The following is a 5,292-nucleotide window of genomic DNA, read 5'->3' on the forward strand; positions in this document are numbered from 1 at the left end:
GAGTCCGGTGGCAGACGTTAGCGAGTCCGGGCAAGTGAGTCCAAACCCCTACCGACCCGAATATTTGACCCCTAATCGGACATCTGCCCGAGTCACCGGAAAAGCCGCAGGCCCGGCCCTCCGCGACGGGAGGGCCGGGCCTGGAAAGCCGCGTGGCGGGGTCAGACCCGCACGATGCCGGTGAGCGGCATGTTGGTGACCGCCTCGTAGCGGACGGAGGCGCCCGGCTTGGGCGCGTGCAGCACCTGGCCGTTGCCGGCGTAGATGCCGACGTGGTGGGCGTCGCCGTAGAAGATCAGCATGTCGCCGGGCTGGGCCTGGGACAGGTCGGTGCCGATCCGGGTGCCGGCGTGGGCCTGCTCCTGCGAGGTGCGCGGCAGCGACACGCCGACCTGGCCGTAAGCCCAGACCATCAGGCCGGAGCAGTCGAAGGAGCTCGGGCCGGTGGCGCCCCACACGTACGGGCTGCCGATCTTGGAGGCGGCGGCGGCCAGCGCGGCGGCACCGTGCGAGCTGCCGGGGGCGACCTTGACCGGCGAGGCGCCGAGGTCGGAGCGGCTGTTGTCGCGCGAGGCGCGGTCGGCGCCCTGGGAAGCCTGGGAGGCCTGGGAGGCCTGGGAGGCCGCGGCGTCCGCCTTGGCCTTGGCGTCGGCGGCGGCCTTGGCCTCGGCCTGCTGGAGCTGCAGGCGCTCCTGCTCGGTCAGGGTGTTGAGCAGGTCCTGCGCGGCCTTCAGCTTGCCCTGGACCGCCTCCTTGGAGGCCTTCAGCTGCTGGGTGGTGGACTCCAGCTCGGCGAGCTTGCCCTGGGCCTCGGTGCGGTCCTGGTCGAGCTTGCGCTGCTGCTCCTGGAGCTGCTTCAGCTGGTTCTTCTGGGTGTCCCCGGCCTGGTTCAGCGCACCGGCCTGGTTGAGGAAGTTGTCCGGGCTGGAGGAGAGCATCAGCTGGACGGTCGGCGATATGCCGCCGTTGCGGTACTGCTCCCCGGCGATCTCGGCGAGCCCGCCCTGCAGGTCGGTCACCTGGGCCTGCTGCCGGGCCACCTGGTCCTGCAGGCCGGCGACCTGCTTCTCCAGGCCCTGCTGCTTCTCCTGGGCGGCGTTGTACTGCTCGGTCGCGACCTCGGCCTGCTCGTTGAGCTGGTCGACCTGCTCCTTGACCTGGTCCTTGGTCGGCTGCGGGTCGGCGTGGGCGCCGGTCTGCGCGGACAGCGCGACGGCGGCGGCGGCGACACCGGTCAGGATCGAGACGCGAGCGCGGCCCGCGGGCTTGGGACGACGATGGGACGCCACGAAGGCGGACTCCTTCTTCCTACGTCCGCCTACCGGGTGAGCTGACGGGTTCGGGCCGGAAGCATGCCCTACGACGCCTCACGGCCGTTCCACCGGCCGACCTGGCGCCGATTCACCCCGGAGGAACGTGGTTCCCCGGCTCCGCTCCGCAGCGCCCCCGACTACTGGGCTCCCCTGTCGGCAGTCGCTTCGACCTGCCCCGCTGTTTCGCGAACTCGACGGAAACCACCGCCGCCACCCGGGCTGGGTGATCGACAGTGCGGTGGTTCGGAGCATGACCCTAGTAACTGAACCGTGATCGGTTCAAATCCTTGTCAGAAAAAAGACAGAATATTATCCATGTTCCTTTGTGAAAATGACCGATGGTGATCACTGCCACACGCAAAGCTGATCGATTCTCATCAGCCGGTCAGGAAGCGGGCAAACCCGAAGCGCCACCCCGGAAGTCAGGGGTGGCGCTGATCACAGGACCGGAACGGGGCCCCTCGGGCGTGTCGGTCCGTCAGATGCGGCGGATCGTGTTGATCGACATCGCGTCGGCCTTCATCACCTTCACCACGTCACCGGTGTGCGGCGCGTGAACCACCATGCCGTTGCCGATGTACATCGCGACGTGGTGCATGTCCCCGCCGTAGATCACCAGGTCACCCGGCTGGGCGGTGGACAGCGTCACGGCGGTCCCGATGTGGCCCTGCTCCTGCGAGGTGCGCGGCAGCGAGACGCCCGCCTGGCCGTACGCCCAGACCATCAGGCCCGAGCAGTCGAAGGTGCTCGACCCGGTGGCACCCCACACGTACGGGGAGCCCTGCTTGCTCATCGCCTTGGCCACGGCCACGGCCGCGTAGCCGCTGGCCGGCGGCAGGTTGGAGAGGTCGACCCGGTCGCTGCCGCGCGAGGCGCGGTCGTCCTGCTGCTGCTGGGCCTTCAGCGCGGCGCGGTCGGCGGCGCTGAGCGAGTTCAGCAGGTCCTGGGCGGCCTTCAGCTTCGTGTTGACGTCCGTCTTGGCCTGGTTCAGGTCCTTGGTGGTGGAGTCCAGCGAGGCCAGCACCGCGGCGGCCTCGGCCTTCTCCTGGTCCAGTCGGCGCTGCTGGTCGAGCAGCCCCTTGAGCGCCTCGGCCTGGCTGGCGCTCGCCTGCTGCGCGCTGGAGGCCTTGTCCAGGTAGCCGGACGGGTCGGAGGAGAGCATCAGCTGGACGGACGGGTCGATGCCGCCGGTGCGGTACTGCTCGCCCGCCACCTCGGCCAGGCCCACCTGCAACTGGGTCATCTGGTCCTGGCTGCGGGCCACCTGGTCCTGCAACTGGTCGGACTGCTTGCGGAGCTGGTCGGCCCGCTCCTTGGCGCCGTTGTACTTCTCCGCCGCCTGCTCCTGCTCCTGCTGGAGCTGGTCGATCTGCGCCTTGACGTCTTCCTTGTTCGGCTGCGGCGCGGCGTGCGCGGCCACCTGGGCGGAGAGGGCGACCGCGGTCGCAGCGGCAGCGGTGAGCACGGAGACCCGCGCGCGGCTCGGCTGCTTGGGACGGCGGTGGGAGGCCAAGGGACCGGCTCCTTCTTCCATCGGACTCACCTGTTCAGGCGAGATTCCGGAAAATAGGTTTGACGCCAGACCCTAGTGAAGATCTATCCGTTTTGCCACTCCCTCGAACGCGTGAACCCGGGCCCCCGCCCCGGATTCACCGGATCCGCACACCCCTGCGAATCCGGCGCTGACCGGGCGTCACGCCACCCGTCCCGAGGTCAGGGCCGGGCCAGCCGGTTCAGCAGCAGCACCGAGGCCACCGGGCGCGCGCCCGCCTTCCGCACGCCCTCCGCGACCTCCCGGTCGGTGGACACCACCACCACCGGACGGCCCTGCGGCTCGGCCCGCACCAGACGGCGGATCAGCTCGTCCGCGGTCTCCCCGGTCCGGCTGAACCGGACCCGGACCCCGCGCGGCGGCGCCATGATCACCGGAACGTCCAGGTCCTGCCCGTCGAACACACAGGTGACCTCCGCCTGGGTGCGCTGGGCCAGCATCGCCAACCCGCCCAGCAGCCGGATCCGCTGCTGCTCCAGCGGCAGCGTCGGATAGCCGGTCTTGGTCACGTTGTAGCCGTCCACCACCAGGTGCACCTGCGGGATCGCCAGCAACTGGTCCAGCAGCGCCGGGTCGTCCTCGGCCAGCCCGCGCCGCGCCACGTCGTGCGGCGAGGCCGCCCCCGGCACCACCGCCTCCACCAGGTCCGCCGGGCGGATCTGGGAGACCGGCAGCGCCAGCTCCCGCTGCAGTCCCTGCGCCGACTGGAGCACGGTGTCCAGCAGCAGCCGCAGCCGCATGTCCTCGACGCTGCGCCCCTCACGGGCCGAGCGCCGGCCCTGCTCGGCGGCGTTCTCCAGCTCGGACACCCGGTGCCGCAGCCGCCGCGCCTCGCCCTCGCCCGCGCTGCGCTCGGCGGCGGCCTGCGCCTTCGCCGACTCCAGTTCCCCGGCCAGCCGCCGGGTCTCGGCCTGTGCCCGCCGGGTGTCGCTCTCCAGCGAGCGCACCTTCTTGCGCAGCGAGTCGGCCTCCCGCCGGACGCCCTCGAACTCGGCCCGCTGCCGGTCCAGGTCCGCGCGCGCGGCGGCCCGTACCTCGGCCAGCTCGGCCTGCAACTTCTCCACCAGCCGGGCGGCCTCCGCGGCCGCGTCCTCGGCGCCGGCCCGCTCGGCCTCCTCCCCGGCCTCGGTGACCAGCCGGCTCCAGCCGGCCGAGCGCACCAGGTAGGCGGCGGCCGCGACGTCCATCGGATCGGCGGCACTCGGGACGGTGCCCGACTCCAGCGCCTTCACCAGGTCCGGCTGGCCCAGTCGCAGCCGCTCCGCTATCCGCGCCCGGAAGGCCGGCTCCGACTCCAGCGCCGCCGCCAGCGCGGTGGCCGCGTACTTGGCCCGTCGAGCGGGGGTGAACTTGACGTACTGACGCAGGCTCTGCGGCAGCTCCGCGGTCGGCAGTCCGCCCAGCGCGTCCGAGGCCAGGCCGACCACGCGCCGGCGCACCCCCTCGGGCAGCGGCCGGTCGAGCTTCTCGGCCGCGCGCTCCGGGGCCGCCCCGGCGGGGGCCGCCTCGGACGAGTCGGCCTCGGACGGGACGAGCTCCGCGTCCGGCGCAGCGGGCTGAAGCCCCTGCGCTTCGGCGGGCTCCCTCGCTGCGTCCACCACGTCCTCGGCTCCGATCCTGGTCCAGCGGTTGGCGGCGATGGCCGCCTCTGTCGTCACGCTCCGTGCGTCTTGTCTGTATTGTCCCGTGCGGTGGACGGGCGCGCCGCGCTCCGCCCACCGCACCGGGAAGGGGGTCAGCCCTGCTCGGCGGGGGCCTCCGCGCCCTCGGCGCCCGGGCGGGCCACCAGCTCGACCTGGTCGACCGCGTTGCACCAGCGGCAGCGCACCGACTCGATCGTCTCGCTCAGCACCTCGGTCTCCTCGATCTTGGACTCGCCGGCCAGATCGAAGTGCAGGAACTCGGTCACCCGAGCCGTGCGGGTCACGTCGAAGCGGGTGAGGTTGCCGCACAGCGTGCAGCGCCAGCGCGTCTCGGCGGTCAGAGCGGGGACGGTCATCGGGGGTCCTCTCGGCTGGTCCCTTGGTGGGCTAGGCGCTCCCCCCGGAGCCCCGGCGTCGGCGGCGGGAGGCGGGATTGCCCGCCCCAAGCCTATTGCCTGGGGCAACCGCCACGACCACCGGTCACCTCGGAACGCGGGCTAGTCCACCTGCCGTAAACCGCGGTGTCACCTGCGGCGGCCGGAGGGATGCTTGGCCGCATGGCGCTCACGGCCCCCGACCACACCGACGCGCGGGACGGCCGCCCGGCGTCGCCCGCCCCGGCGGTCACCTACGCCCTGATCGCGGCCAACACCCTGATCTTCCTGCTCGGACCGGCCGCCGGGCTCAACCCGCTGTACGGAACCGGCCTGGCCCGGGTCTGCGCGGAGCAGCGGTACGAGCAGCGCTGGGGCGCCGTCCCGGCCGAACTGCTGGCCGGACGCCC

4 protein-coding genes, 1 pseudogene and 1 riboswitch are annotated in these 5,292 nt (G+C 72.2%); of the genes and pseudogenes, 1 reads left to right on the plus strand and 4 read right to left on the minus strand.

The genetic code is table 11. From position 1 onward, the window contains the following. Window positions 1-161: 161 nt before the first annotated feature. From J0670_RS29165 to J0670_RS29180, 4 genes are all read right to left on the minus strand, one after another. On the minus strand, window positions 162-1,289 hold the full coding sequence (locus J0670_RS29165; RefSeq protein WP_207814689.1) for an NlpC/P60 family protein: 1,128 nt from the start codon (window positions 1,287-1,289) through the stop codon (window positions 162-164). A 10-nt stretch (window positions 1,290-1,299) separates the two neighbouring features. Continuing rightward, window positions 1,300-1,453, minus strand: a riboswitch (cyclic di-AMP (ydaO/yuaA leader). 338 nt (window positions 1,454-1,791) lie between these two features. Next, window positions 1,792-2,826 (minus strand): C40 family peptidase, encoded by a 1,035-nt coding sequence (locus J0670_RS29170; protein WP_207814690.1) that lies wholly within the window; start codon window positions 2,824-2,826, stop codon window positions 1,792-1,794. Window positions 2,827-3,026: 200 nt separating this feature from the next. Next, on the minus strand, window positions 3,027-4,523 hold the full coding sequence (locus tag J0670_RS29175; RefSeq protein WP_307806747.1) for an NYN domain-containing protein: 1,497 nt from the start codon (window positions 4,521-4,523) through the stop codon (window positions 3,027-3,029). Between the two features lie 77 nt (window positions 4,524-4,600). Then, window positions 4,601-4,864, minus strand: coding sequence for a hypothetical protein (locus tag J0670_RS29180; protein WP_207814691.1), 264 nt, complete (start codon window positions 4,862-4,864; stop codon window positions 4,601-4,603). Window positions 4,865-5,065: 201 nt separating this feature from the next. Here J0670_RS29180 and J0670_RS29185 point away from each other — a divergent pair. After that, window positions 5,066-5,292: pseudogene (locus J0670_RS29185) on the plus strand (rhomboid family intramembrane serine protease); the annotation flags it as partial.

The organism is Streptomyces sp. FH025 (assembly GCF_017427025.1).
Lineage (GTDB): Bacteria > Actinomycetota > Actinomycetes > Streptomycetales > Streptomycetaceae > Kitasatospora.